General features: G+C 70.4%; 23 protein-coding genes. 16 read left to right on the forward strand and 7 right to left on the reverse strand.

Going from position 1 to position 25,655, the window contains the following annotated elements; translation table 11 throughout:
* Nucleotide 1 precedes the first annotated feature (1 nt).
* Nucleotides 2–565 carry a type 1 glutamine amidotransferase domain-containing protein gene (locus P8A18_RS32015; RefSeq protein ID WP_306060273.1) on the reverse strand — a complete coding sequence of 188 codons (564 nt, stop codon included), beginning with the start codon at nucleotides 563–565 and terminating at the stop codon, nucleotides 2–4.
* Between the two features lie 312 nt (nucleotides 566–877).
* Here P8A18_RS32015 and P8A18_RS32020 point away from each other — a divergent pair, with 312 nt between their 5' ends.
* Entirely contained in the window at nucleotides 878–1,894 is a 1,017-nt protein-coding gene (locus tag P8A18_RS32020; protein WP_306060274.1) for an iron-containing redox enzyme family protein, read from the forward strand.
* A 76-nt stretch (nucleotides 1,895–1,970) separates the two neighbouring features.
* Here P8A18_RS32020 and P8A18_RS32025 read toward each other — a convergent pair whose 3' ends face one another.
* Complete coding sequence (locus P8A18_RS32025; RefSeq protein WP_371933738.1) at nucleotides 1,971–2,120, reverse strand: hypothetical protein; 150 nt, start codon at nucleotides 2,118–2,120, stop codon at nucleotides 1,971–1,973.
* Between the two features lie 306 nt (nucleotides 2,121–2,426).
* Here P8A18_RS32025 and P8A18_RS32030 point away from each other — a divergent pair, with 306 nt between their 5' ends.
* Entirely contained in the window at nucleotides 2,427–3,611 is a 1,185-nt protein-coding gene (locus P8A18_RS32030) for an alcohol dehydrogenase catalytic domain-containing protein (RefSeq protein WP_306060275.1), read from the forward strand.
* Between the two features lie 370 nt (nucleotides 3,612–3,981).
* Nucleotides 3,982–4,959, forward strand: a complete 978-nt coding sequence (locus P8A18_RS32035; RefSeq protein ID WP_306060276.1) for an LLM class F420-dependent oxidoreductase — start codon at nucleotides 3,982–3,984, stop codon at nucleotides 4,957–4,959.
* A 174-nt stretch (nucleotides 4,960–5,133) separates the two neighbouring features.
* On the opposite strand, the gene P8A18_RS32040 is transcribed toward P8A18_RS32035, so the two are convergent.
* Nucleotides 5,134–5,460 (reverse strand): plasmid stabilization protein, encoded by a 327-nt coding sequence (locus P8A18_RS32040; protein WP_306060277.1) that lies wholly within the window; start codon nucleotides 5,458–5,460, stop codon nucleotides 5,134–5,136.
* A 383-nt stretch (nucleotides 5,461–5,843) separates the two neighbouring features.
* On the opposite strand from P8A18_RS32040, the gene ligD reads away from it, so the two are divergent.
* A complete protein-coding gene (gene ligD, locus P8A18_RS32045) occupies nucleotides 5,844–6,734 on the forward strand; it encodes a non-homologous end-joining DNA ligase (protein WP_306060278.1) in 891 nt (296 codons plus the stop codon).
* Nucleotides 6,735–6,758: 24 nt separating this feature from the next.
* A complete protein-coding gene (locus tag P8A18_RS32050; protein ID WP_306060279.1) occupies nucleotides 6,759–7,370 on the forward strand; it encodes an endonuclease in 612 nt (203 codons plus the stop codon).
* 61 nt (nucleotides 7,371–7,431) lie between these two features.
* On the opposite strand, the gene P8A18_RS32055 is transcribed toward P8A18_RS32050, so the two are convergent.
* Nucleotides 7,432–7,842: a VOC family protein gene (locus P8A18_RS32055; RefSeq protein ID WP_306060280.1), complete on the reverse strand. Its 411-nt coding sequence runs from the start codon at nucleotides 7,840–7,842 to the stop codon at nucleotides 7,432–7,434.
* Between the two features lie 237 nt (nucleotides 7,843–8,079).
* Here P8A18_RS32055 and P8A18_RS32060 point away from each other — a divergent pair, with 237 nt between their 5' ends.
* Nucleotides 8,080–8,964, forward strand: coding sequence for an eCIS core domain-containing protein (locus P8A18_RS32060; protein WP_306060281.1), 885 nt, complete (start codon nucleotides 8,080–8,082; stop codon nucleotides 8,962–8,964).
* Between the two features lie 30 nt (nucleotides 8,965–8,994).
* On the opposite strand, the gene P8A18_RS32065 is transcribed toward P8A18_RS32060, so the two are convergent.
* Nucleotides 8,995–10,332 (reverse strand): COG1470 family protein, encoded by a 1,338-nt coding sequence (locus tag P8A18_RS32065; protein WP_306060282.1) that lies wholly within the window; start codon nucleotides 10,330–10,332, stop codon nucleotides 8,995–8,997.
* A 211-nt stretch (nucleotides 10,333–10,543) separates the two neighbouring features.
* Here P8A18_RS32065 and P8A18_RS32070 point away from each other — a divergent pair, with 211 nt between their 5' ends.
* From P8A18_RS32070 to P8A18_RS32095, 6 genes are all read left to right on the forward strand, one after another.
* Nucleotides 10,544–11,170 (forward strand): helix-turn-helix transcriptional regulator, encoded by a 627-nt coding sequence (locus P8A18_RS32070; protein WP_306060283.1) that lies wholly within the window; start codon nucleotides 10,544–10,546, stop codon nucleotides 11,168–11,170.
* Between the two features lie 227 nt (nucleotides 11,171–11,397).
* Complete coding sequence (locus tag P8A18_RS32075; RefSeq protein ID WP_306060284.1) at nucleotides 11,398–13,404, forward strand: HYR domain-containing protein; 2,007 nt, start codon at nucleotides 11,398–11,400, stop codon at nucleotides 13,402–13,404.
* Nucleotides 13,405–13,420: 16 nt separating this feature from the next.
* Nucleotides 13,421–14,203, forward strand: a complete 783-nt coding sequence (locus tag P8A18_RS32080; protein WP_306060285.1) for a Pvc16 family protein — start codon at nucleotides 13,421–13,423, stop codon at nucleotides 14,201–14,203.
* Nucleotides 14,200–16,305, forward strand: coding sequence for an ATP-binding protein (locus P8A18_RS32085; RefSeq protein WP_306060286.1), 2,106 nt, complete (start codon nucleotides 14,200–14,202; stop codon nucleotides 16,303–16,305). The genes P8A18_RS32080 and P8A18_RS32085 overlap by 4 nt, the downstream gene beginning before the upstream one ends.
* A gap of 189 nt (nucleotides 16,306–16,494) precedes the next feature.
* Nucleotides 16,495–17,235: an alpha/beta fold hydrolase gene (locus P8A18_RS32090; RefSeq protein WP_371933739.1), complete on the forward strand. Its 741-nt coding sequence runs from the start codon at nucleotides 16,495–16,497 to the stop codon at nucleotides 17,233–17,235.
* Complete coding sequence (locus P8A18_RS32095) at nucleotides 17,232–18,509, forward strand: cytochrome P450 (RefSeq protein ID WP_306060287.1); 1,278 nt, start codon at nucleotides 17,232–17,234, stop codon at nucleotides 18,507–18,509. The genes P8A18_RS32090 and P8A18_RS32095 overlap by 4 nt, the downstream gene beginning before the upstream one ends.
* A gap of 79 nt (nucleotides 18,510–18,588) precedes the next feature.
* Here the strand turns inward: P8A18_RS32095 and P8A18_RS32100 are convergent, their stop codons facing one another.
* Together P8A18_RS32100 and P8A18_RS32105 are read right to left on the reverse strand one after the other, a co-directional pair.
* A complete protein-coding gene (locus tag P8A18_RS32100) occupies nucleotides 18,589–19,218 on the reverse strand; it encodes a hypothetical protein (RefSeq protein WP_306060288.1) in 630 nt (209 codons plus the stop codon).
* Between the two features lie 10 nt (nucleotides 19,219–19,228).
* The gene (locus P8A18_RS32105; protein ID WP_306060289.1) at nucleotides 19,229–22,717 is read right to left on the reverse strand and encodes a hypothetical protein; all 3,489 of its coding nucleotides are present in this window, start codon (nucleotides 22,715–22,717) and stop codon (nucleotides 19,229–19,231) included.
* Between the two features lie 313 nt (nucleotides 22,718–23,030).
* Between P8A18_RS32105 and P8A18_RS32110 the strand changes: the two genes are divergently transcribed.
* The 4 genes from P8A18_RS32110 to P8A18_RS32125 are packed head-to-tail and all read left to right on the forward strand — an operon-like array spanning nucleotide 23,031 to nucleotide 25,647.
* Nucleotides 23,031–24,569, forward strand: a complete 1,539-nt coding sequence (locus P8A18_RS32110; protein ID WP_306060290.1) for a phage tail sheath family protein — start codon at nucleotides 23,031–23,033, stop codon at nucleotides 24,567–24,569.
* Nucleotides 24,570–24,629: 60 nt separating this feature from the next.
* Complete coding sequence (locus P8A18_RS32115; protein ID WP_018099792.1) at nucleotides 24,630–25,073, forward strand: phage tail protein; 444 nt, start codon at nucleotides 24,630–24,632, stop codon at nucleotides 25,071–25,073.
* Nucleotides 25,073–25,507: a hypothetical protein gene (locus P8A18_RS32120; protein ID WP_306060291.1), complete on the forward strand. Its 435-nt coding sequence runs from the start codon at nucleotides 25,073–25,075 to the stop codon at nucleotides 25,505–25,507. Before P8A18_RS32115 ends, P8A18_RS32120 begins: the two co-directional genes overlap by 1 nt.
* Complete coding sequence (locus tag P8A18_RS32125; RefSeq protein ID WP_018099790.1) at nucleotides 25,504–25,647, forward strand: DUF6760 family protein; 144 nt, start codon at nucleotides 25,504–25,506, stop codon at nucleotides 25,645–25,647. Before P8A18_RS32120 ends, P8A18_RS32125 begins: the two co-directional genes overlap by 4 nt.
* The last annotated feature ends 8 nt before the right edge of the window (nucleotides 25,648–25,655 follow it).

The following is a 25,655-nucleotide window of genomic DNA, read 5'->3' on the forward strand; positions in this document are numbered from 1 at the left end:
CTCAGGGGCGCCCGGCGAGCGCGGCGTCGATCTCCTTGCGGAACGGGTCCAGGTCGCCCGGGTCGCGCGAGGTGATGAGCTTCCAGCCTCCCGACTCGTCCGTGACGACGGGCTCGTCCACCCAGTCGCCGCCCGCGTTGCGCACATCGGTCTGCAACGAGGCGTACGAGGTGAGCCGCTTGCCTCGGACGCTGCCGGTCTCCACCAGCAGCCAGGGGCCGTGGCAGATGGCCGCGACGGGGCGGCCGGAGGCGGTGAAGGACCGCACGATGTCGCACGCCGTGCGCTGAAGCCGCAGCGTGTCGGCGTTCAGCGTGCCGCCCGGCACCAGCAGCAGGTCGTACGCCGCCGGATCGACGTCGTCGAGCGTGAGATCGGGGCGTACGGTCCTGCCGGGGTCCTTGTCGCCGACGAGGGTCTCGATGTCGTCCTTCTTCAGCGCGGCGACATCGACCTGGGCACCCCGTCCCCGCAGGTGCTCGACCGGGACGACGAGTTCGTCCTGCTCCACGCCGTAGTTGGTGACGATGGCCAGTACCCTGCGCTTGCTGTCGCTGCCGCTCATGTGCGTTCGTCCTTCCGTCGTGCGGGGAACACGCCCGGTGACCTTGCTCCCGGGCGCAGCCTCTGGGTTCCCCCCACGGCGGCGGTCATCCCTATGGACCGCCCCTCCTCCGGCAGCCTCCTGCGGTGCAGAGGCCCCCGCAACCGCACACCCGCCGCCCGGCCCCCGCTGTAGCGGCATCCGTGGCGGGCGCTCATGGTGGGAGAGAGAGCGGGCGGCCCTCCGGGCGGTTGACGCGCCGGGCCGCGGGTACCCGGAGGCGGCCGGCGGACCAGGCCGTTCAGCGCGAGCAGACGTTCGAGGAGTGACGCCATGGCAGGTCGGACGGGCGGACCGGCGCTTCCACGGGCCCGTGGTGACCTTTCGGCGGCGGTCATCGCCCATCTGCGGGGGAGCGGCACACTGCCGGACCCCGCCCTCGCGGACGCGGCCGAGCCCTACGGGGACGATCTGCAACTCGCCCTGTACATCTGCTACGAACTGCACTACCGGGGCTTCGCGGAGGTCGACCCCGACCACGAGTGGGACCCGGACCTGCTCACCGTCAGGGCCGCGCTGGAACGCCGCTTCGAGTCGGCCCTGCGCGCGGACACCCCGCCAGGCACCGGTCTGACCGAAGCCCTGGACGCCCTGCTCGTCGAACCCGCCGAGGGCACAGGGGTGTCCCACTTCCTCCAGGAGCACAGCACACGCGAGCGCTTGCGGGCGTACGCCGTGCAGCGCTCCCTCTACCACCTGAAGGAGGCCGACCCGCACGCCTGGGTGCTGCCCCGCCTCAGCGGGCGCGCCAAGGCGGGCATGGCCGCCATCGAGTACGACGAGTTCGGCGCCGGCCGCGCCGAACGGGTCCACGCCCGGCTGTTCGCCGACCTCATGGCGGACCTGGGACTGGAGACGGCGTACGGCCACTACCTCGACCGGGGCCACGCCGAAATGCTGGCCCTGGTGAACCTGATGTCCCTCTTCGGCCTGCACCGCAGGCTGCGCGGCGCGCTGGTCGGCCACTTCGCCGCTGTGGAGATCACCTCGTCCCCCGCGTCACGCCGCCTCGCCCTCGCGATGAAACGGGCAGACGCCGGGTCCGCCGCCGAGCACTTCTACACCGAACACGTCGAGGCCGACGCGGTCCACGAACAGGTCGTCCGCCACGACGTCGTACGCGGTCTGCTGGACGACGAACCCGCCCTGGAGGCGGACGTCGTCTTCGGCATCGACACCACCGCCCTCCTGGAGAACCGCCTCGCCGACCGCCTCCTGACCGACTGGCGCGCCCCGGCCCGGGGTCTGTCCGGCGGATCTTCGGGGGCCCACGGGAATCCGCGGGACTGAGCCGCGGCGCGGCGGCAGGTGCGGCCCCGGCCCTCGGTGACCTGGGCGCGGGACCGGATGTGCGGGAGCGGTCGCCTCAGGAGCCGTCGTTCGCACGGACCCGCACGGTGTGCGGCGCCGGGTCCGCCGGATCGGGCAGGTTCATGCCCGTTTCGAGGCCGCTCAGGAGGTAGCGCGGCACGGGTTCGGTCAGCCGCTCCCCGGGCAGCACGACCGTCCTGGGCACACCGGGCACGGTCCGCGACCCGGAATCCGCAGGGCGGCGCTGCGGCTGTTGTCCCCATCGTCAGCCCCTGCCCCCGCGTACGCCGGGCGCCCGGCCGGCGGGTACCCGAACCGCCCCGGACATGCGGGAGGGTCCGGGGGTTTTCGTACCCCCCGGGCCGGGAACGGGCCCAAGGGGACGAAACCGCGCATTCTGGTGGAAGTCGCGCTCTCTGGGCACCCGTCGCAAGGAAGCCTCCGAGAGGGTGCGCCCCCGCAGGACGACCGAACGGGCGGCACGGCCGTCACCCGACAGCGAGGAGATGACATGCGTGCACTGACCTGGCAAGGAAAGCGCGAAGTCCGCGTCGAGACCGTTCCCGACCCGGTCATCCAGGACCCGGCCGACATCATCATCCGGGTCACCTCGACGGGCATCTGCGGATCGGACCTCCACCTGTACGAAGTGCTCGGCCCCTACCTCGACGCCGGGGACATACTGGGGCACGAGGCGATGGGTGTCGTGGAGGTGACGGGCCCCGAAGTGACCGCCGTGGCGCGCGGCGACCGGGTCGTCGTCCCGTTCAACGTCTCCTGCGGCACCTGCTTCATGTGCGACCAGGGCCTGTACTCGCAGTGCGAGACCACCCAGGTGAAGGAGTACGGCACCGGGGCCTCACTCTTCGGGTACACCAAGCTCTACGGACAGGTGCCCGGCGGGCAGGCCCAGCTGATGCGGGTCCCCTTCGGCAACACCCTGCCCGTCAAGGTCCCCGACGGCCCGCCGGACGACCGTTTCGTCTACCTCTCCGACGTCCTGCCCACCGCCTGGCAGGCCGTCGAGTACGCCGGCATTCCGCCCGGCGGCAGCGTCACGGTCCTCGGCCTCGGGCCGATCGGTGACATGGCGGCCCGGATCGCCCTGCACCGGGGCGCGGGCCTCGTCATCGGCGTGGACCTCGTCCCCGAACGCCTGGCCCGCGCGGCGGCGCGTGGCATCCAGGTACTGGACCTGGGCCGGTACGGAAAGGACCTGCCACAGGCGGTCCGGGACCTCACGGCCGGGCGCGGCACCGACGCGGTCATCGACGCCGTCGGCATGGAGGCCCACGGCGCACCGATCAGCCGGGCGGGCCAGTGGGCCACCGGGCTCCTCCCCGACGCCGCGGCCCGCAAGCTGATGGAACGCGCGGGCATCGACCGCCTCACCGCCCTCCTCACCGCGATCGACGTGGTGCGCCGGGGCGGCACGATCTCGGTGTCCGGGGTCTACGGGGGCGCGGCCGACCCGCTGCCCCTGCTCACCCTGTTCGACAAGCAGATCCAGCTGCGGATGGGCCAGGCGAACGTCAAGCGCTGGGTGCCCGACATCCTGCCGCTGCTCGGCGACGACGATCCGCTGGGTGTGGACGGCTTCGCCACGCACCACCTGCCCCTGGAGGACGCACCGCAGGCGTACGCGGCCTTCCAGTCGAAGTCCGACGGCATGGTCAAGACGCTCCTGCGGCCCTGAACCGGCACGCGGACCGCGGTGGGCCACCGGGGGAGCGCCGCACGGAAGGAGTCACGGTGAACGCATCGCAAGGACTGCGCGTCGTGGTCACGGGCGCGACGGGAAACGTGGGAACGAGCCTCGTCCGGGCGCTGTCACGGGACCCGGCCGTGGGCTCGGTCCCGGGCTCGCCCGCCGGCTGCGCGACCTCACCCTGCCCCGGGTGGAGTGGGGCAGGGGCGGCCTCCCGCGCCCTGACGGCGCGCGGGCGCTCGCCCCGCCGGCCGGCAGCCGGTGGAGCTGAGGGCGGCGCCCGGACCGGCAGAAAAGGCGCACGGACTCCCGGGCCGACAGTTCGCCTCGCAAGCGAACGGATGCCACCATGAAATCCATGGCATCCCATACGGTGCAATTCGGATACACGATGATGACCGAGCAGTCGGGACCGCGGGCCCTCGTGGAGGACGTGGTGGCGGCCGAGCAGGCAGGCTTCGACTTCTCCGTCACCTCCGACCACTACTTCCCCTGGCTGGCGTCCCAGGGGCACGCCCCTTACGCCTGGAGCGTGCTGGGCGCGGCGGCGCAGGCCACGTCGCGCATCCCGCTGATGACGTACGTGACCTGTCCGACGACCCGCTACCACCCCGCCGTCGTGGCCCAGAAGGCCGCCACGCTGCAACTGCTCTCCGAGGGCCGCTTCCGGCTCGGGCTCGGGTCCGGCGAGAACCTCAACGAGCACGTGGTGGGCGAGGGCTGGCCGGACGCCCGGGTGCGGCTGGAGAAGCTTGAGGAAGCGGTGGAGATCATCAAGGCGCTCCTCGGCGGCGGCACCGTCACCCACCACGGTGCCCACTTCGACGTGGACAACGCCAAGCTGTGGGACGTTCCCGACGTGGCCGTACCCCTCGGTGTCGCCGTTTCGGGAGACCGGTCGTGCGAGATCGCGGGCCGGCTGGCGGACCTCGTCATCGCCACGGAACCCAAGGCGGAGCTGGTCACCGGATTCGAACGGCACGGTGGCGGCGGAAAGCCGAGCGTGGGCCAGCTGCCCGTCTGCTACGACACCGACCGGGACGCGGCGGTGAAGCGGGCGCACGACCAGTTCCGCTGGTCGGTCGGCGGCTGGAAGGTGAACTCCGAACTTCCGAACCCGGCCGCGTTCGACCAGGCCACGCAGTACGTCGGCCCCGAGGACATCGCCGCCTCGGTTCCGTGCGGCGACGACGTCGGGCAGTTCGTCGAGGCGGTACGCCCGTTCGTCGACGCGGGGTTCACCGAGGTCGCTCTCGTACAGATCGGCGGCGGCCACCAGAGGCCGTTCATCGACTGGGCGCAGGAGAAGCTGCTGCCCGCTCTGCGCGCCATGTGACATGCGTACGCGCGCCCGTGCTTCCCGGCATCCGGCCGGGAAACACGGACGCGCGCGCAGAGCTGCTTCCCGCGGTCCGACGAGGAGGACGACCGGGCGAGCGCCCAGGAGGGAAGGACGAACCGGCGGACGAAAAACCACAGTGCCGTCGCGCCCACCAGTCACAGGGCCGGTTCAGCGGCTCACTGCCTTGAGGAGCTGCTCCTTGTTCATCGTGGAGCGGCCCTCGATGTTCTTCTTCTTCGCCTCTTCGTACAGCTGGTCCTTCGTGCGGCCCCGCGCGCCCTTGTGCGAGCGCTCGCCGCCGCGCTCCGAGGCCGATTTGGGGTCGCGCGTGGACGTCCTGCTCGCCGTCCTCGACTCACCGGAGCGGGCGCGCTCCTTGTTGACGGTGCGGGCGGCGATCTCCTTGGCACGCTTCTCGGACGTGCCGCGCTTCTCCGCGCCCTCCTTCACGTGCTCGTACTGGCGCTCGCGCTTGGGGCTCGATCCTGCCGGCATGACGCTGTCCTCCTTGTGCTCGTCCTCGACCCGTAGGACCTGTAGGACCCGGTCCCCGGGCATACCCCCGGGTTGCCGGGGGGCCACGTCCGAAACATGGCACCGCCGACGCGGGTACGCCCACCGGGCCGCGCGCTCGGGTGACACGGCGGGCGGCCCGTGCACCCGGCCGCCGGGGCCCACAGGGCCGATCGGGGCAGTCGCCGCACCGCGGACCGGTGAAGGTGCCGGCTTCGGGTACCGGGTTCGTACGAGGCTGGGCCCGTCCGGGCTCGAAGACGCACGACGCCCGTCCGGGCTCGAAGACGCACGACGAGGAGGAACCGGATGGCCGCAGGAAGGAACGCGCCGGCGGACGCCCGGCCGGGGGCCGGTGAGCGTACATGACCGCACGCACGCGCCGCGTACCGGAGATCAGCCGCCCGGACAAGGTCCTGTTCCCCGACGACGGCATCACCAAGGCCGAACTCGCCGGGTACTACCGCACGGTGGCCCGCCGCATGCTGCCCCACCTGCGGGAGCGGGCCCTCATGCTGGAACGCTTCCCCGACGGGATCGGCGGCCACGGCTTCGTGCAGAAGGACGTGCCCGGCCACTTCCCCGACTGGGTCCACCGCGTCGAACTCCCCAAGGAGGACGGCACCGTCACCTACCCGATCGCCGACGACACCGCAACGCTGGTGTACCTCGCCGGCCAGGCCTGCGTCACCCCGCACCGCTTCCTCTCCCGGGCCGACCGGCCGGACCACCCGGACCGGATGGTGTTCGACCTCGACCCGCCCGGCGACGACTTCGCCCCGGTACGCGAAGCGGCACTCGCCCTGCACGGCCTGCTGGACGAGCTGGAGCTGCCGTCCCTGGTCATGACCACGGGATCGCGCGGCCTGCACGTCGTGGTCGCGCTCGACCGCCGCGACGCCTTCGACGACGTACGGGCGTTCGCCCGCGCGGCCGCCGACGTCCTGGTCGCCCGCAGGCCCGACCGGTTCACCACCGAGGCCAGGAAGAAGGCGCGCGGGGACCGCCTCTACCTCGACGTCCAGCGCAACGCGTACGCCCAGACCGCCGTCACCCCCTACGCCGTACGCGCGCGCCCCGGCGCCCCCGTCGCCGCCCCACTGGCCTGGGAGGACATCGAGGACCCGGACCTCGACGCCCGCCGCTGGACCCTGCGCGGCGCCGACGCGCTCCTGGCACGCAACCCCTGGCGCCACCCGCCGCGGCCCCGCTCCCTCAGCCGGGCCCGCACCCTGCTCGACGCGCTGACCGCGTAGAGCCGACCCACGACGGAGGAACCCATGTCCGGAGCGACGAAGGTGAAACGGCTGCTGGACGAGCACGGGCAGACGTACGCCGAGGAAGCCGGCATCCGGCTGAAGGACACGCCCATGCCGCTGTACCAGCTGCTGACGCTGTGCGTGCTCTTCTCGGTCCGCATCAAGGCGGACATCGCGGTGGCCGCGGCCCGCGAACTCTTCCACGCCGGAATGAGTACACCCAGGGGCATGGCCGACGCCACCTGGCAGGACCGGGTCGACGCACTGGGCCGCGCCCACTACCGCCGCTACGACGAGAGCACGGCCACCGCGCTCGGCGAAGGCGCGCGGCTCGTGCTCGACCGGTACCACGGAGACCTGCGACGGCTGCGCGACGAGGCCGGCGGCGACCCGGAGAAGCTGCGCGGACTGCTGCGCGAGTTCCCCCGGATCGGGCCCGTGGGCGCCGACATCTTCAGCCGCGAGGCGCAGGGCGTCTGGCCCGAACTGCGCCCGGCGTTCGATAAGCGGGCCCGGGGCGCCGCGGAGGGACTGGGGCTGCCGCACTCCCCGGAGAAACTGGCGGCGCTCGTCGGCGACGACGACCTTCCCCGGCTGGCGGCCGCGCTGGTCCGGGTCGAACTGACCACATGAAGCGCGCACGGCCGGCCGGTACGTCCCTCGGGGGCGTCGCACCGGCCGGCGGGCCGAGGGGTCAGCGCAGCTCCTGGATGCGGACCAGGTTGCCCGCCGGGTCCCGGAACGCGCAGTCGCGGATGCCGTAGGGCTGCTCCGTCGGCTCCTGCACCACCTCCGCGTCACCGGACTGCACCTTCTCGAAGGTGGCGTCGAGGTCGCGGGTGGCCAGCAGGATCCAGCCGTAGGTGCCCTTGGCCATCATCTCGGTGATGGTGCGCCGCTCGTCGTCGGTGACCCCGGGGTCCGCGGCCGGCGGGGCCAGCAGAATGGATGTGCCGGGCTGGTCCACCGGGCCGACGGTGATCCAGCGCATCTTGCCCCGGCCGACGTCGTTGCGGACCTCGAAGCCCAGCGTGTCGCGGTAGAACGCGAGCGACTCGTCCGGGTCGTCGTGCGGGAGGAAGCTGGTGTGAATGGTGATGTCCATGAAGATCATGCTAGGCAGCGCCTCCCGGCCCCGCTTCTCGATTCCTGACCGGTTGCGCCGCCCCGGGCGCCGGGCATCCGTACCGCCCCGCTGCCCGAAGAGGCAGCATCCGATGCCCCGTGCCGGACAGCGGCGGGCTGGACGGGGCAGGGAGGCGTCCACGAGGGTGGAGGGCCGGTAGGAGGGCGGGCCGCCGCGGCCCCGCGCGGTGGGCCGGCCCCGGTGCGGTCAGGGGAGATGACGATGAACGCACAGGACCACGATCACCAGCACGACGACGTCGAACGGGACCACCACGCCCTGCCCCGGGAGACCGGGGGCGGGCCCGAGCGCCTGCCGGCGGAGCACCTGCACGGTGAGAGCGCGACGGCCCCTGGCACGGCGGAGACCCGCGACGGGGGCCCGGAGGCCCACCACCTCTTCCGGGCAGCCGCCACCGGCCGGGCCGACGTGGTGGGCGCGGCCGGCATGGGCATGCTCCAGCGCACGGTCGGCAACGCCGCGCTCGGCCCGGTGATCCAGCGCGCTCGGGCAGGAGCCGCCGAGCACTCCGAGGAGGCGGAGACGCGCTCGCCCGTCCACGACGTCGTCGGCTCAGGCGGCGGCACACCGCTGGACAGCGAGACCCGGGTGGACCTGGAGAGCCGGATGGGTGCCGACTTCTCCGACGTGCGCATCCACAACGACTCGGCCGCGCACGAGTCGGCGAAGGGCGTCGGCGCGCACGCCTACACCGTGGGCAACAACGTCGTTTTCCAGCGCGACGCCTACGACCCGTCCTCACCCCAGGGGCGTACGACGCTGGCCCACGAGCTGACCCATGTGATCCAACAGCGCGACGGGCCGGTGGAGGGGACCGAGGCGCCGGGCGGGATCCGGGTCAGCGACCCGTCGGACCGCTTCGAACGCGAGGCCGTCACGAACGCGGACCGGGTGCTCTCGGACCCGGCGCCCGCGGCCACCCCGGCCCCCGCTTCCACCGCGCCGTCGGCCGCCCCCGCCGTCCAGCGGGAGGCCACGGAGGACGAGGACGAGCAACCCGCCGACGTACAGGGGTCGTTCGTCCAGCGCGCCGAGGAGAAGGGCGCGGAGGAGGAAGAGGACGACGCCGCGCCGGCCTGACGGCCACAGGCCAAGGGGGATGGCGTGGCGTCAGTTTCCGTCGGCGGCGCGCATCGTGCCGCCGAGGAACATCGACTCCGAGCATCGTGAAGGCGTACTCGCGCCCACCGGCTTGCCCACCTTGCGGCAGTCGATGGTCATGGTGACCTTGCCGCCCGCCGGGACCAGGATCGGCGTCACGAAGTGGTAGTCGGAGTCACGGAAGTTCTCCAGGCCCAGGCTCAGCACCCGGGTCTCCTTGCCTGCGGACACCACCAGCGTTCCGGCGTCGCCCTGCGGGTTCTGCACGACGATGTCGGTGAGCTGGAACGTCTTCCCGGCCGGGACGGTCAGCGCCGTCCCGACGTTCGTCCCGCCGCCCACCGAGTCCTGCACCCTGACCTGCGCACTGGTCGGGGTCGCCGCCCCCGCGTCCGCCGCCGACGAGGCGCTCGGCTCGGGTGTCGGCTTCGACCCGCCGCCGCCCGATCCGGTCCCGGCGGACCCGCCCCCGCTGCCCGCGCTGTCCCCGGAACCGTCCGTACCACCCTGCTCCGGGGCCTTGCTCCTGTCGGCCGCGGCAGCGGAACGCACCGCCTCGGGCGTGATCGCCTCCCGTGCCGCCGACTTCACCGCCGGGCGCAGCAGCGCGTACCACACGCCGACCAGCGCGATCAGCAGGACGGCCGCGGTGATCAGGGCCCGCGGCAGCCAGCGGGGGAGCAGGGGTTCCTGCTGGTACGAGCCGTCCACGAGGACCGGCTCCACCGGGTCCTGGCCCTCGGCCACCTGGGTCGCGGCGAACACCTGGAAGGGGTGCGTGACCGGGTTGCCGCGCCACATCCGCTTGACCGGGCGCACCCGCATCTTCGCGAACTCCGCCTTGCCCGGGGCCACGTGGATCTCCGTCGCGGCGAACACGACCCGGGCCCGTTCGGTCCCGGGCTGGGCACCCAGGCGTACCGTCACCGGCGTGTTGCCCCGGTTGTCGACGGCCAGCCGGTGCTGTCCGTTGCGCGCGCCGTGCGAGCTGCGCGGGACCAGCTCGGCCGTCGTCTCCGTGAACGGTGGCACCGTCACCCGGCCCTCGGGCACCACCGTCCCGTCCTGCTCGCCGGTCGGCACCACCCTGACCCCGAACGGCGTCTCACCGGACGGCACCGTCGCGTCACGGGGCGGCCGCAGCATGAGCGTCACGGTCCCCGAGTCACCCGGATAGAGCGACAGAACCGCCGGCTCCACCGCCGCCCAGGCGGCACACGCCCCGACCACCTCGAAGCGGTACTCCTCGACGGTCCGACCCGAGTTGCGGACCTGAAGGGGGACGGCCGTCTCCTCGCCCGGAGCGGCGCTGACGGTGGTTGCGTCGAGGCTTGCCGTGAGACTCATACGCCGGACCGTAAAGACGCGACAGGGGTCGTACATCGGCCCGGAAGGAACACTTTCGGGCACATCCGATGCCCCCGGCAAACATTCTAGTTTCCTCATCAGTAAAGAGGGGCATCTTCCGTCCGCCTCACCACCAGTGGGGCCGACGAACACGGCTGCGAGGCGTGTGCACGGTGGGCCTTCCAGCTGTTGTCCAGGGGGGAGCACAGATATGGAGCGCACTACTGTCGCGTTACGGGCCCAGGACCCGATCTCGCAGGCGGGCGTGGCCAGCCAGCTGAGAGCGCGGCCCGAAGTCAGCGTCGTGGAATGGAACGAAGAGGGGCCCTGGCCCGAGGTGGTCGTCATGGTCGTCGACGCAGTCGACGAGGACGTACTGACGGCGCTGCGCCACATCCAGCGCACGACCGAGTCCCGCGCCGTGCTGGTCACCACCGACATCGACGAACAGAAGCTGGTGAGCGCGGCGGAGTGCGGGGTCGTCGGGGTCATCAAGCGTGCGGAGTCCACGCCCGAACACCTGGTGCACGTCATAGAGACCGTCGCGCGCGGGGAGGGCCACCTGCCCTCCGACCTGCTCGGAAGGCTCCTCGCGGAGGTCGGCCGGCTCCAGGGCCAGGTGCTGGCACCGCGCGGACTGCACTTCACCGGACTCGCCGCCCGCGAGGTGGACGTGCTGCGCCTGGTCGCCGAGGGGTACGACACCGCGGACATCGCCACGAAGCTGGCCTACTCCGAGCGCACGATCAAGAACGTCCTGCACTCGGTGATGACCCGGCTGCAATTGCGCAACCGCTCCCACGCGGTGGCGTACGCAATGCGGCAGGGCCTGATCTGACGAGGCGTCGGACCGGCTTCCCCGGGGCCCGGGTCCCGGGGGAGCTGCCCCAAAGGGCAGCGGGCGCTACCCGCCGAAAGGGCTGACTTCCCGCTGTGGACACCGTGCACACGAGGGATCGTGTGGGCGCTGTTCTTCGGTGGGAGGTCCGGGTGCGGGGGAGAGAAGCTGTGCGGTGGATTCGGCCGGCGGGACGCCCACGCGGACTGCCGGGGGCACGCCGTTCGGTGGCGCTCGCACTGCTGCTCCTGAGCACCGCGCTCGTCCCCGCGCCGGGCGCGGCGGGCGCCGCTCCCGCCGTGCCCGTACCTCCGGACCCCTGGGTCACCCCCGCGGTCCTGCACGAGGCGCTCGACCCGGGCGGTTCGACCGGCGTCGACAAGTCGGTGCGTACGCCGGCGATCCCCCCGAAGCCGGAGGTCGTCCTGCTGGTGGACGGTACGGGGAGCATGGAGAAGCCCATCGCCGACGTGCAGGAGAACCTGTCGGACATCACCGAGAAGGTCCTCGCCGAGCAGCCCGAGTCCCGATTCGCCGTCGCCACCTTCGGAGACCAGCAATTCGACCCCACGGGAGGCGAATTCGCGGTCCTTCAGGGACTGACGAACGACCTCGACAAGGTGCAGGACGGCGTCGACGCGCTCACGACGGACCGGGGGGCCTACAGCATGGGCCCGTCCGAGGACTGGATCAACGGACTGTGGCAGATCGCCAACGGAGCCGGTGGTCAAACGGTCTTCCGCGAGGGCTCCAACCCGGTGATCGTGCTGGTGAGCGACGCGTCCAGCCACTCACCGAGCGCCGGCCACACCATCGACGACACGATCTTCGCCCTCCAGGACAAGGGCGTCCGGGTGGTCGGCGTCGACGTCGACAGTGAGCTCGGCGACGGGCTCAACGGCACCGGCGACGCCGGTGTCCCCGGACAGATCGAGAACCCACGGACCAAGGCGGGCCAGGCCACCCGCATCATCAACGCGACCCAGGGCCGGCTGCTGGAAGGCATCCAGGGAGACGAAGTCGCCCAGGCCATCGTCGACGGCATGGACAACCTGCCCACCTCCGTCGGCCACCAGCTCCACGCGTGCAGCCCCTACCTCACGGTCGCCCTCGACCCGCCCACCCGCAGTCTGACCAGCGGCGGTACCGCCCACTTCGCCGAGACCGTCGATGTCGCGGCCGACGCCCCGCAGGGCGCCACTCTCACCTGCACGGTCCAGTTCCTGCTGGGCACACAGATTCCGGGCACCAACACCCTCGCCCCCTCGGCGGCCCCCGATCCCGACTTCGAGGAACAGATCACGATCGAGGTGAACGACGTCGACGCCCCCGTCGTCACCGTGGACGACCGCATCGCCAGGGCGGACGACGAGAACGGTACGAGGATCAGCTACCGGGCCACCGCGAGCGACGCCCAGGACGGCCGGCTCCCCGTCACCTGCGCACCCGCCTCCGGGTCCCTCTTCCCGATCGGCTCGACCACGGTCACCTGCACCGCCACGGACTCGGCGGGCAACACCGCCACCGACACGGCGGTCTTCCAGGTGCTCGACCCGCCGCCGCCACCCCTGCCCCCGCCGCCCGCGACGGACGTCGCCGTCAAGGCCGACGTCAGCCCCGACCGTACGTACATCGGCCGCCCGGCCCACGCCCGCTTCACCGTGACCAACGCGGGCCCGGACACCGCCCGGGACGTCGTCGTCGCCACGACCTGGCCGAAGCCCGGCAAGGCGGAGGACCGCGCTCCGACCTCCCTCAACCGCTGCACGGCCGCCGCGCCCTGCACCCTCCCGCCCGGCGGCCGGATCGAGGTGACCCAGACCGGCACGTACCACGAGGCGATCACCGGGGACGTACGCGCCACGGTGAGCGGCATGCTGGGCGACCTGCGCCCCGTCAACAACCAGGACACCGCCCGGCTGCGCGTGCTCAAACCCTCCCTCACCGTCACCCCGCAGGTCGCCAGGCCGGGACAGCCCGTCCTCGCCCGCGGCAAGGACTACCCGCCCGGCGAGACCGTGCACCTGACGTGGAGCCCCGGCATCACCGCCGACCGCTCCGGCGTACGGGTGGGCCGCGACGGAACCTTCGAGGTCCAGGTGCTCGTACTGCGCAAGGACGCCCTCGGCCCCCGCGTCCTGCGGGCGGACATCGCCCGCCTTCCCCGGCTCCAGAAGTCCGTCCTGGTCGTGCAGCGCAACCTCCAGCCACCGGACTTCAGAGGCCGCACGTGAGAGGGGCGGTCTCCGGATGATCCATGAGGTGGACGACGTACTGCGGTCCCTGATCCGGGCGGAGGTGCTCGGAGGCAGCCGGTTCACGGTCGTCTTCGACGCCCCCACCCGCGAGTGGGCCGCCAAGGTCAACGCCCCCATGGTCAACCTCTACCTGTACGACATCCGCGAGGACATGCGAAGGCGCGAGCGCGGCCTGCACAACGAGTACGACGGGCGGGGCGCCGTCGTCGCCCGCCGCCGACCGCCGCGCTACTTCAAGCTCTCCTACCTGATCACGGCATGGACCAAGCGCCCGGAGGACGAGCACCGGCTGCTGTCCTCCCTGCTCGGCTGCCTGCTGGCGTACGAGGCGCTGCCCCCGGAGCGGCTGACCGGCTCCCTCGCGGAGATCGGGGCGGCCGTCCCGATGTCGATCGCCCTGCCGCCACCGGAGGACCGCTCGTTCGCGGACGTGTGGAGTGCGCTGGGCGGCGAGCTGAAACCGTCGCTGGACCTGGTGGTGAGCGTGCCGGTGACGGCCTCGCCGACCTATCCGGCGGGGCCTCCGGTGGGCGACGACGGATTGCGGGCGCGCTTCGGGGACGTGCCGCGGTCCCCGGAAGGGAGCCGGGACGGCCTCCCGGTGTACGGGAGCCGCCCCGGCCGGCCCGCACGGGAAGAGCCCGCCGCCCCCGACAGCCGCCGCGGACTCGCGCTGCGGATCACGGAGAACCGGGCGGCGGACGGCGGCTCCCGCGAAGCCCGTACGGTCACCGGCCCGCCCGCCGACGGCACCGCGAAGGACCCCACCGCATGACGCCCCCGGGCCACGAGGACCACGACGGCGGCGACCGGCCACCCCTCCCGGACGGCAACCCGGACCTGCGCCACCTGCTCGCCCGGGCGACTGCCGTCGAGCAACGCGTCCGCCACGCGGTGGAGACCCGGCAGCGCACCGACCCGGACCCGGAGGACGCGTTCCGGGGGCTCTACCTGACGGACGAGAACATCGCGCGGCTGCTGGACGAGGAGCAGGCGAGGGGCTTCCCCGTGCCGATGCCGCCCGACGACGAGGCGGCGGCAGGCACCACCCGGCCCTCCCGGCTCACGTCCCTGGCCACGGACTTCGGCCTCACGCCACTCGACACCGAGATCCTGATCATCGCGCTCGTACCGGATCTGGACGACCGGTTCGAGGCGTTCTACGGCTACCTCAACGACGACGTGACCCGCCGGCGCCCGTCCATCGGCCTGGCCCTGGGCCTGTGCGGAGTCCCGCCCGCCGATGCCGTCGCCCGGGGCCGGCTCGCCGCGGGCGCCCCGCTCCGTGAGGCCGCCCTACTCCTGGCCGAGGACCAGGACCGCCCGTTCCTGAGCCGCGCGCTGCGCGTACCCGACCGGGTCACGGCCCACCTCCTCGGCGACGACACCAGGGACCCGCGCCTCGCGGACCTGACAGCGCCCTGGCACGCGATGGCGGGCGTCGGCGACCCCGCACCCCTGGCCCGGGTCCTGGCCGGCGGCGTCCGGCTGGCCTACCTGAGCGAGGACCAGGGCGGCGCGGGCACGGCCCTGGCCGCGTCGGCGCTGGAGCTGGCGGGCCGGGGCGTCCTGGGCGTGGACCTCGCCCGGCTGGCGGCCGACCCGGCCCCCGCCGACGCGGTCCGCAGCCTCGTCCGCGAGGCGCGGCTGACCGGGGCGGGCCTGGTCTGCGCCCCACTGGACGCCGTCTCCCGCGAACACCCGCATCTGCTGAGGCTGCTGACGGCCACCCCGGTACCGACCGTCATGGTGGGCCGGGTGCCGTGGGACGCCTCCTGGTCCCCGGTCCCGCCGCTGCTCCTGCACGCCCCGAGGGTCGAGCCTTCGGTGCGGGGCGCGCTGTGGAGCGAGGCGTACCGCCGTTCGGCAGCGGCCCCGGTCCCGGCCGCCATCGACCCGGACGGCCTGCTGGCGCCCTTCCTCCTCACACCGGAGCAGGTCACGGGCGCGGCTGTCAGCGCCGCCCAGACGGCACGGCTCGACGGCGGGACCCTCACCCCGGACCACGTACGCCGGGGAGCCCGCGCCCAGAACGCGGCCGGCCTCGACCGCCTCGCCCGCCGTATCGAACCCACGGTGACCTGGGACGACCTGGTCCTCCCACCCGACACCCACGCACAACTGCGCGAACTCACCGCCCGCGCCCGCCACCGCGACCGGGTCCTGGGGGAGTGGGGCATGCGGCCGGGCGGCGGCCGGGGCCGTGGGGTCTCGGCGCTCTTCGCGGGGGACTCCGGCACGGGCAAAACGATGTCGGCCGAAGTCATCGCGGCCGACCTCGGCCTCGACCTCTACACCGTCGACCTGGCGACGGTCATCGACAAGTACGTGGGCGAGACGGAGAAGAACCTCGAACGCATCTTCACCGAGGCCGCCGGCGTCAACGGCGTGCTCCTCTTCGACGAGGCGGACGCGATCTTCGGCAAGCGCTCGGACGTGAAGGACGCGCACGACCGCTACGCGAACGTCGAAAGCGCGTACCTCCTCCAGCGCATGGAGTCCTTCGACGGCCTGGCCATCCTCGCGACCAACCTCCGCGCCAACCTGGACGACGCCTTCACCCGCCGCCTGGACCTGGTCATCGACTTCCCGGTCCCGGACGCGGAACAGCGCCTGGTGTTGTGGGAGCGCTGCCTGGGCCGCGTCCTGCCGCGCGACGCGGATGTGGACCTCCCCTTCTGCGCCGAGAACTTCGAACTGGCCGGCGGCAACATCCGCTCGATCGCGGTCACGGCGGCGTACCTGGCGGCGGACTCGGGGGGCGCGGTGACGATGGCCACGCTGATCCACGCGATCCAGCGGGAGTACCAGAAGCTGGGGCGGCTGACGCTGGCCTCGGAGTTCGGGCCGTATCTGGGGCTGCTGACCGCCCCATGACGCCTGCTCGGCACCGGCGGGCGCGCGCCGCCCTTGCGCGGGGGCGGGCCTTGCCGTCACCGTTGGTCGCGGCCGGTGCATTGGCCGACAGGTCCGATTCGTACGGTGACGGGAGCCGGTGTGACCGCATTACCTGTTCTGCCTGACGGAGTTCTGCCCCACGCACTGCACGGAGACGGCCCGCACAAGGTGATCGCCGTGCACGGTTGGCTGGCCGACCGTTCCGCGTACGACCCGGTGGTGCGCGACCTCGATCTCGGCTCCTTCCAGTACGCGGTCGCGGACCTGCGCGGGTACGGCGAGGCCAGGGACGTGGCCGGCTCCTACACGACAACGGAGGGCGCAGCGGACGTCCTCGCACTGGCCGACCGGCTCGGCTGGGAGCGCTTCTCGCTGATCGGCCACTCGATGGGCGGGTCCGTCATCCAGCGGACGCTGGCCACCGCGCCGCAGCGGGTGCGGAGCATCGTCGGGGTGTCACCGGTCCCGGCATCCGGCCTGTCCCTCCCGCCCGAGCAGTGGGAGCTGTTCGCCGGGGCGGCGCAGATCCCGGGCAACCGCCGGGCCATCCTCGACATCACCACCGGAGGCCGGCGCCCGGCGGCCTGGCTGGAACGCATGGTGCGCCGCTCGGTCGAGTGCAGCGACGCGAAGGCGTTCCGGACCTGGCTGGACTCCTGGACGGGCGAGGACTTCCACGACCGGATCGACGGTTCGCGGGTGCGGGCCCTGACGGTTGTGGGGGCGCTCGACCCGGCTCTCTCCGCCGATCTGCAACGCGCCACCTGGATGCGCTGGTTCCCGCGCGCCGAACTCGTGGAGCTGCCCTCGTGCGGGCATTACGCGATGGACGAGGCGCCGCTCGACCTGATCCGGGTGATGGAGGACTTCCTGCGGGCCGACGCGGGGGCCGGCGAGGCGAAGGCGTGAGCGGGCCCACCTCCCCGGTACCGGTACCGGACGTCTTCGACCCGAGGCAGTATGCCCGCGGCGTCCCGCACGACCGCTACCGCCTGCTCCGTGACCAGCACCCCGTCGCGTGGCAGGAGGAGCCGGAGGTCCTGGGCTGGCCGGCGGGCCCGGGCTTCTGGGCGGTGACCCGGCACGAGGACGCGGTCCGGGTCCTGAAGGACTCCTCGACGTACTCCTCCTACCTCGGCGCCACCCAGATCCGTGACCCGGACCCCGCGGACCTGCCGTTCATCCGCCGGATGATGCTGAACCAGGACCCGCCGCACCACCGCCGCCTGCGTGTCCTGGTCAGCCGCGCGTTCACGCCGAAGCGTGTGGACCGCTTCGAGACGGTCGTACGGGAGCGCGCCCGCTCCCTGCTGACCCGCGCGGTCACCGAGGCGCGCGCCGGAGACGGCACCTGCGACCTGGTCACCCAGGTCACCGACGACTACGCCCTGCTCAACCTCACGGACCTGCTGGGCGTACCGGACACCGATCGCGGGCTCCTCCTCCACTGGACCCAACGCGTCATCGGCTACCAGGACCCGGACGAGGCCGGGGTGCCCACACTCGGCCCGGACGGCAAGCCGGTGAACCCGCGCTCCCCGGCGGCGCTGCGCGACATGTTCGACTACGCGCACGCCCTGGCGGTCCACAAGCGCCGGAACCCCGCCGACGACGTGATGACAGCGTTGGCCACGGACCCCGAACTGACCGCGCCCGAGCTGGAGATGTTCTTCTTCCTGCTGGTGGTCGCGGGAAACGACACGGTACGCAGCGCGGCCCCGGGCGGCCTGCACCTCTTGGCCGAGCACCCCGAGGCGTACGCCCGCCTGCGCAACGGCGAGGTCGGTCTCGCCACGGCCGTGGACGAACTCCTCCGCCGCCACCCACCGGTCCTGACCTTCCGCCGCACGGCTGCCCAGGACACGGCCCTGGCGGGCACGCGCATCCGCACCGGCGACAAGGTGGTCGTCTTCCACGCCTCGGCCAACCACGACGAACGCGTCTTCCCGTCCCCTCTCACCCTGGACCTCACCCGCTCCCCGAACCCCCACATCTCCTTCGGCGACGGCCCCCACGTCTGCCTGGGCGCGCACTTCGCGCGCTTGCAGCTGCGGGTGTTGTACGAGGAGGTGTGCGGCGTGTTTCCGGCCGGGGGACTCAGCCTTGCGGCGCCGCCGCGGCGGCTGGTGTCGAACTTCATCAACGGGGTGAAGTCGCTGCGGGTGGGGGTGGTGGATGTGTGAGCCAATCGCCTTCGCGCCAAGGGCGGTTCCCACATGAAGATGACGGGGTCATGTCAAGCTATTTATGATGCAAAGTTTACTACTCATGCCGAGCTGAAAAAATGGCCCCGTCGGGGAGTTTTAGTCGTGAGATGTGTGACAGCATTTTTGAGTATGAAGAAAATGCGGGCTGACTGGACCCATTCAATGACTCTCCATTGAAGGACATGTCCCAAAAGTCTGCACCTGAAAATTCGTGAATCCTTTTGTCTTCCCGATCTCGCAAGTTGATTGCAAGGTACGACTGATCGGTCCCGAACCACGTTGCAATCGGATATAAGCCTGCCTGATTCACAAAGAGTTCCGCGTCGTCTTCTCCCATGACTCCAAGTTTCAATTGGTACCACTGTACCTGTTCGGCATCGGCCATGTTGCAGTCATAGTCCGGTGCATCGAACTGGGCGAGTACCGGTGGATGGGTCGGTGAGGTGGTATGAATGAATCCAAGCACTTCTCGAACTGTTCGAAACCAGGTAGGAAGTGACAATCGGTCCGCGCTCTCATAGTTATCGAGTTGCTCCGGAGAGTCGCGGAAAAACGTAAAGGGCTGGAATTTTGTGACGAAGACTTCGAGGTGCCGTTTGTGCATCATTGGTAAGCGCGAAGCGGAGATCCACTGGAGCGCGTTGTGGCAACTGCCGATCCGATCCGGAGTTTCCTCTGAGCTCATGCTCGACTCCCTAATCGATCAAGGTCTCTATCTTGCTGATGATTTGAGCGTAATTCCCTTTCTGGCGAGTCGCGGTGATCTGTATCCCTCTTTTGTCCTGGCACTCCGGGTGTAGTTCATGAGGGTATGCCCGGTCGCCGTCCCAAATCCAGTTTTGGGCGACCGTTTTGAGGTTGCCGGCCACTCCGGATATGTCATTCGCGTTATTAAATACGTCACGTGCGGCGTTGTGGAATTTATTCTCGTGCTTTGTCTTCTGGTTCCCCTTGTAGTAAACTGCTCCGACATGTCCCGTGGGAACGGTGAAATTCTGGCGCCTTCCGTTCTGTGTATCTGATACCACGTGCGGAGGGGCCTCAGTGAGGTTGTGGAACACCAGCAGAGACGTGTCGCTACGCAAATCGTGGTGATCGTCGATCCACTTCTGTCCGGCGACGATGGTTTCAGCTTTCTGTGCGCGATCGATCACAATGAGAATGTAGTCGCTCGGAATCCATTCGTGATGTCCTGGCGTTGCATCCCTGAAGCGCTTTTTCACGAACCCGCGGGCCTGCCCGTACGGCTTCTTGTCCCAGGCCTTTTTGAAGAACTCCAAGTCCACCTTGATCTTGGACCCCTCGTACTCCACTTCTACGGATTCATTCAGTGCCATCTTTTTGAGGAAGCTGACGATGTCTGCGGCGCCGGGAATCGCCTTTCTCAGAATGAGCTTGTAGTCTTTGCTGGTGAGTTCCACAGTCGCTTGAGCGACCGGTTCTGGAGGGCTCGCCTTGGCTATGACGGAGAATCGTTCCGGATCCCCGCCTGCGGATTCTGTGTGAAGCTGCTTGAGCCCCTTCGGTCGCAGCCGATTGAAAGTGCTGGATACCGCTGAATCGAGTGCAGATTTCGTCGGCAAGGGCTTAGACGTGTGCGGAGCGAGTTGATCACGTGCCTGCTTCTTTACATCGATGCTCTTTTCGGTGTCCTTCTCCTCGGCCTTTTCCGTTTTACTCCGACTGCCCTTGAGCTTCAGCCATAGCGCCTTCCCCTTCTTGACGATGAAGTTCACGATCTTGTCGATCGCTCGATTCACCGGGCGCGCCACCGCATGGAAGACGCTCTTCACCTTCGCGGCCAGGCTGCCGATACCAAGCAGCGAAGCCAGGAAACCGATCAATAGCGGTACGCTCGCGGCCAAGGCGGTTTCGACCATCTTTGGGACGCCGGCCTTGTCGCCGTTGGCTATCGCCACCACCGCGTCCAGCACCGAATTGACGAACTCCACTATCTGAGCGCCCTGGTTCACGATGAACGTGACGATGTCGATAATTCCCTTGACCGCGCGGACGAACGCGGAGGCGGGGTTCAGGAGGGAGAGGATCCAGGTGATGCCCGCTATGATCACCGTCGGGATCAAATAGCTCGTCAGCTTTTCCAGGATCGTGGACTTGAGGTCGCCGGCCTCTTCCTGGATTTCCTTGACCGCGCCCGCGGGGCCCTCGTTCGCGATGTTCTTCGCTACCGGGACCGAGGACTCGACCGCCGTCATCGCCTGGTCCGGGACGCCCTTGCGGGTCACGCGGGCGCGGATGTTGGCCCAGGTCAGGCCCAAGAGGGAGCCGATGAGCTGGATAATTCCCTTTATGTCGAACTTTTGGGGCAATTCCAAGCCTGCCTTGACCGCAGTGCCGAGCAGCCAGGAGACGACCCCGGTCTTCAGGTGGTCGACGATGTTCGTCATGAAGAGGTTCAGGCCCGCGCCGACGGCCGATACCAGGTTGCCCAGGAAGCCGATGGGGTCCTTGATGATCTTCATGATCGCGCCGGCGGCCTTGGCGAGGATGCCGAGGAGGAGGTTCTTCAGGTCGTTGATCGTCTTTATCGCACCAACGATCGCGTCCTTCGCCTTGTCGATCAGGCCCTTGTTGGCCTCCTGGAGTTTCTTTATGTCCTCGTCGATCTTGTTCAGGGCGGCGGTGTACTTCGATGCCAGGTCCTGGACCAGTTGTTCCGACTTTTCGTTGACCGTTGATTCCAGGTCATCGAATTTGCCCGCGAAGTCCTTGGCGGCTTCCTCGCCGAACTGACGGAGATCCGTGGGGAGTTTGTCGACCTCCGCCTTCAGTTCCTTGCGGCCCTTGGCGATACGCGCCTTCGCCTTGCCCAGTTCCGTGCCGATGATGTCGGCCACCGACGAGATCACCGTCTGCATCTGCGAGACGTAGAGCTTGCGGGCCTCCTGGTAGAGGTTGTTCGCCTCATCCGGGAGACCGGCGAACTTGTCCTTCACCCAGCGGGCCTTTCCCCGCCAGCCCGAGTAGCGCTTGTCCTTGTACTTCTTCATCCGGCGTTTGTGGTCCGCGGTGAACGCGTCCCGCGCCGCCTTCTCGCCGGTCGTGAAGGCCGTGTCGACCTTCTTGTCCAGGCCGTCGAGTGTTGCCTCGACGTCCTTCTTCGTGCCGTCGTAGACCTTCTGGAGCTTCGTCGTGACCTCGGCGCGCTTCTTCTCGTCCTTCGACTTCGTCTCGCCCTTGCCGCCGTCGACCTTCTGGCCGGCCTGGGCGCGTGTCGCGGTCAGCGCGCTCATGGCGGCGGCGCCCGAGGCGGCGGCGCCCGCCTTCGCGGTGTTCAGCTGCTGGTTCTCGGCGGACCTGCCCTTCGCCGGGGCCTTCGCCGAGTCGGCCTCGGCGGTCTTCTTCGCGCCGAGGGCCTCGTTGAACTCCGGCTCGTTGCCCTTGGCGAGCTGGTCCTCGGTGACCTCCGCGTCCGCCATCGCCTTGTCGTTTTGGGCCGGGCCCTCGGAGAAGTCCGTGACCGACGCCGGCTGCTTCTCGGGGATCGCGGCCGCCGCGGACGGGGCGCCCGGGTTGCCGGGAGGCTGGTCCGGGGTCAGCGGGGTGACGGGTTTGTCCTTGGCGGCGGACGTGTCCGGCGGGGCCTTCGTCGCCGTGTCGATGTCCTTGGCCGACGACTCCTTGCCGTCCGTGACCTTGCCGTCGACCTCCGACTTGATCTTGTCCGCCTTACCGGACTTGGAGAACTTGTCGGCCTCGTCGAGGTTCTTCGGCGCCTGCGCGTCGATCGCCTTGTTCACGGCCTCGACGAACGCGTTCTTGTCGAACTCGCCCGGCTTCGCGGTGTTCATCTTCTCCGCGTTGGCCGCCTTGCCCTGCGCCTCCTTGTCGTCCGGAGGGGCGACAGCCGCGGCCTGCGATGCCTTGGACTCCGTACCGGCCGGCCGGTGCTGGGCGAGGTGCTGCTTCTTCGCCGCCACGGCCGCCTTGACGCCGCGGAAGCCGGGGGCCTGGGCCGGTGACGGTTTGACCGGGGCCGTGTAGCGCTGGGCCACCAGGCGCGAGACGGCCGCGTTGCCGGCCGCCCGTTGCAGCCGCTGGAGGGCGCGGCGGTCCGGGGACGCGGGAGCGGGGGAGGGAGAGGGGGCCGTGCGGGGGGCGTCCGCGCGGGAGGGAGGAGTGTGGGACGGGGCGGCGGGGGGCTTCTCCGGAACCGCCTTCATCCGCCCCTCCCTCCCCCGGCACAGCTCCGCCCGGAACTCGGCACAGCTCCACCCGGACGCGGTCGATGTGTCAGCGTGCCGGGCGCGCGCAGCACGCGCGCAGAGGGTTCGGGCCACGCCCGGGGCACCGACGAGTGGCGCGGCCGTTGCCACCCGCTTGCCTCATCGGGCAGCCCCCCGTGCACGGCAGGGCGGCCGAGTATCCGTTCCCGGTGATCGCCGAAGTGGCGAGAATCGCCGGAGTTCCCCGGTCGCACCACGGGCCGCGGAACGGGGTGGGAAGCACGTCGAGGAGTGTCGAGGAGAGGCCCATATGCCGTCGTACCTGTCCCCGGGCGTCTACGTCGAAGAGGTCGAGTCGGGTTCCCGGCCGATCGAAGGGGTGGGCACGTCGGTCGCCGCCTTCGTCGGCTTCGCCCAGCGCGGCCCGTTCGACGAGCCGACACTGATCACGAACTGGAGCCAGTTCGTCAGCACGTTCGGCGACTTCGTCGACGGGACGTACCTCGCCTCCAGCGTCTACGGCTTCTTCGCCAACGGCGGCGGCATCTGCTACGTCGTCCGCGTCGGCGACGGCTCCGACACCGTGGCCGGCGGCGAGGAAGGGGAACTGGCGGCCGGTGCCGAGGTCCAGATCGGGCCCTACTCCGTCAAGCCCAGGCCGGGCGTGGCCGGCGAGATCAGCGTCGAGGTCGCCGAGGCCGAGGGCGACGACCCGCCATCCGACGTGTTCCAGCTCGTCGTGAAGCGCGACGGCCAGGTCGCGGAGACGTATCCGGCCGTGACCACCAAGCGCAGCAAGGAGAACGTCGCCACCCGGGTCAACGCCAAGTCCGAGCTCATCGAGATCCGGGAGCCGGGGCGCGGCGCCGCCCCCGCCCGGCCCGCGCCCCAGTCGGTCACCCTCGCCCCCGCCGCCCCCGCGGCCGGCAGCGCGGGTGCGCTCGCCCCCGAGGTGTACGTCGGTGACGCCGACCGGCGCACGGGCCTCGGCGGGCTGGAAGCGGTGGACGACGTCACGATGATCGCCGTGCCCGACCTGATGGGCGCGTACGAACGCGGCCTGCTCGACCTGGATTCGGTCATCGCCGTACAGCAAGGGCTCATCTCGCACTGCGAGCTGATGGGTGACCGCGTCGCCATCCTCGACCCGCCGCCCGGCCTGTCACCGCAGCAGATCAGGGCCTGGCGCACCGACCGGGCGAACTTCGACTCCAAGTACGCGACCCTCTACTACCCCTGGATCAGCGTCGCCGACCCGGCTTCGGGCCGTGCCACCCTCATTCCGCCGAGCGGGCACGTGGCCGGGATCTGGGCGCGCAACGACGACTCGCGCGGGGTGCACAAGGCACCGGCCAACGAAGTGGTGCGCGGAGCCGTGGCGTTGCAGACACAGCTGACCAAGGGTGAGCACGATCTGCTCAACCCGATCGGGCTGAACTGCATCCGAGCCTTCCCCGGGCGCGGCATCCGGGTCTGGGGCGCCCGCACGCTGGCCTCCGACCCGGCCTGGCGCTACCTGAACGTGCGGCGGCTCTTCAACTACCTGGAGGAGTCGATCCTCGCCGGCACCCAGTGGGTCGTCTTCGAGCCGAACGACGACGCCCTCTGGGCGCGTATCCGGCGCACCGTCTCGGCGTTCCTGGTGAACGAGTGGCGCAAGGGTTCGCTGTTCGGGCTCACCCCCGACGAGGCGTTCTACGTGAAGTGCGACCGGGAGACCAACCCGCCTTCGAGTGTCGACGCCGGTCAGGTCGTCTGCGAGGTCGGCGTCGCACCCGTCAAGCCGGCGGAGTTCGTCGTGTTCCGGCTCTCCCAGCTGACCGGTGGTTCCGGGGGCGTGGACGAGTGACCGGCCCGCTCGCCGCTCCAGTGACCGGCCCGTCCCCGAACCCCGCGTAAGGAGCCTGTTGTGCCACTTCCCGATCTCGACAGTTCCGTCGGGCACTCCTTCGGCCTCGAATTCGACAGCGTCGTCATCAAGCAGATCACCGAGGTCAGCGGTCTGAAGATGGAGCAGGACGTCATCGAGCTCAAGCAGAACACCGCCGACGGCAAGTACGCCATCAAGAAGCTGCCCGGCCGCCCCAAGGCCGGCGAGGTCACCGTCACCCGCGGCCTGACCGAGGACAACAGCTTCGAGCGCTGGATCAAGGACTCGCGGTTCGGCCGCATGACCAACGCCCGCCGCAACGGCGCTGTCATCGTGTACGACTACGAGGGCCTGCCCATCAAGCGGTACAAGCTGATCAACGCCTGGCCCAAGTCGCTGGAGATCGGCACGCTCAAGGCCGGTGACACCTCGGTGCTCACGGAGAAGCTGGCGATCACGTACGAGAGCATGGAGCTCGACTGATGCGGCGTTCGGTCCAGTTCCAGGCGCCCCCGGACCGGGACTCCGGTGCGGGCGGGTCCGAGCCGCTGCGGACCGAGTTCTCGTTCGAGCTGCCGCGCGGTTACGTGGACGAGGCCGGAACCGTGCACCGCGACGGCGTCATGCGGCTCGCGACCGCACGCGACGAACTGGTGCCGCTGCGCGACGACCGGGTGCGGGAGAACTCCGCGTATCTGTCCGTCGTCCTGATCTCCCGGGTGGTGACCCGGATCGGGACGGTCGAGGACATCCACCCGGGTGTCATCGAGGACCTGTTCGCCTCCGATCTGGCGTTCCTCCAGGACTTCTACCGGCGCATCAACGCCGAGGGGCACACCCGCGCCGCCGTCACCTGTCCTTCCTGCGACGAGGAGTTCGCGGTGAATCTCGCCGGCGGTCGCCTGGGGGAATCGTGACGTACGCGGCCGACCTGCTCTACGAGGAGGTCGCGTACCTCGCCTACCACTTCCACTGGCCGCTGGACGACCTGCTGGACCTGGAACACCCGGAACGCCTGAAGTTCGTCGCACAGGTCGCCCGCCTCAACGGGCAGTAGCCAGGAGC

The organism is Streptomyces sp. Mut1, from assembly GCF_030719295.1.
Taxonomy (GTDB): Bacteria; Actinomycetota; Actinomycetes; order Streptomycetales; family Streptomycetaceae; genus Streptomyces; species Streptomyces castrisilvae.